This is a genomic window from Pseudomonas sp. TR47 (genome assembly GCF_044143025.1).
GTDB lineage: Bacteria > Pseudomonadota > Gammaproteobacteria > Pseudomonadales > Pseudomonadaceae > Aquipseudomonas > Aquipseudomonas putida_E.
In genome coordinates, this window is sequence record NZ_JBHFCS010000064.1 from 1 (window position 1) to 1659 (window position 1659).

At 52.3% G+C, this 1659-nt stretch carries 2 protein-coding genes; both read left to right on the plus strand.

Features of this window, described 5'->3' with window-relative positions; genetic code table 11:
• Positions 1-279 (plus strand): cytochrome c-type biogenesis protein (locus ACEWE8_RS26000; protein ID WP_323616469.1); only part of this gene is annotated, 279 nt, incomplete at its 5' end.
• Positions 272-1483, plus strand: a complete 1212-nt coding sequence (gene ccmI / locus ACEWE8_RS26005; RefSeq protein ID WP_012080656.1) for a c-type cytochrome biogenesis protein CcmI — start codon at positions 272-274, stop codon at positions 1481-1483. The genes ACEWE8_RS26000 and ccmI, both read left to right, overlap by 8 nt.
• The last annotated feature ends 176 nt before the right edge of the window (positions 1484-1659 follow it).

Sequence of the window (1659 nt, forward strand, 5' to 3'; positions counted from 1 at the left end):
AAAGAGATCTTTCGCATGCTCGATGAAGGTCAGAGTAATCAGCAGATCATCGACTTCATGGTCGATCGCTATGGCGAATTCGTGCGCTACAAACCTGAGCTGAACAGCCACACCTGGTTGCTCTGGTTTGGGCCTGGCGGTTTGTTGTTGGGCGGTGTGTGGGTGATTTACTTGATCGTTGCACGTCATCGTGGTCGGCATGGCGATGATGTTGAGGTGTTTTCTGACCAAGAGCGTCAACGGCTCCTCCTCCTATTGGGTAAAGAATCTAATGATTGATTTCTGGCTATGGGTCGGCCTGCTGTTGCTGGTTGCCCTCAGTTTCGTGCTAATCCCTGTGTTGTTTGTACGTCGTGCCCAAAGCGAAGAAGATCGCACCGCTTTTTACGTGGCGCTGTATCAGGAACGCCTGGCGGAGCTACAGCTTCAGCAAGGGGACGGAGTGATGTCTCCTGCGCAAAAAAACAGTGCCCGCTCTGAGGCGGACCGCGAATTGCTGGCGGACACCGAAGGAGCTGGCCTCGAACGTTTTTCGACTACAGGCAAGCCGCTACCAGTATTCGTGGCTTTCTTGATACCGGCGCTGGGGCTCGCGCTGTACCTGCATTTTGGCGCCAGCGACAAAGTCGAGCTGGTTCGTGAGTTCGCCCAGCCTCCCGGTTCACTCGCGCAAATGAACGACCGTCTGGAACGCGCGGTTAACGCCCAACCGGAGTCAGCTGAGAACGCTTATAACCTGGCCCAAAACTACATGGCTCAAGGGAGGCCCGACGATGCCGCTAGAATGTTCGAACGAACGGTGTCACTGGCCGGTCGCCGACCGGAGTTATTAGGCGAGTGGGCTAAAGCATTGTATTTCTCTAACAACAAAATGTGGTCTCCGCCAATCAAGGCGCTGACAGATGAAGCTTTAAATGGAAATCCGGGTGAGCTCCAGAGCTTGAGTCTCATAGGTCTGGCTGCGTTTGAAGAGCATCGTTACCAAGATGCTTTAAAATATTGGCATCACGCATTAGCAGAGATGGGTTCCGACCATCCGTCACACGCTGCTTTAGTACAGGCCATTGGAAAGGCAAGAAACGGTCTTTCAGCGGATGAAAAAAACAACAATTTGACGATTAACCATGTTGCTGGCTTGCCACCAACACCGCTCAAGGTACGGGTGGACATTTCCCCGGAAATTTTCGAAAAGGTCGCTTTGGATGACAGTGTGTTCGTTTTCGTACAGACGCTATCGGGCTCCAAGGTACCTCTCGCTACCATACGACTTAAGGTCTCAAGTCTGCCGGCCGAGGTGGAGTTTTCAGGCGCTGATGCAATAGTTACCAGCAACACCTTATCGCAGACAGCCGCGATTCAAGTGACTGCTAGGGTCTCTAGGGGAGGGAAGAGTAGGTCGGGGGAATGGTTGGGCCGAAGCTCGACGACATTAAATTCGAAGAGCGCTAGGCTGAAGCTTACGATCAACCTTCCGGATATCTGATCGACTGCACCGCAAAGTGCTGTTGCCAGGTACTGTAAAATAGAAGAGTGAGCACTTGATTTGCTGGTGCTTTCAAACAACGGTGTTGTTTTTTTAACAGCCGAACTGGAAAGGGAGGCTGAGCTGCTCAGTGATCACTTTATCCGTTGGCTGATTTACGCCGGCATGTTCGCTAC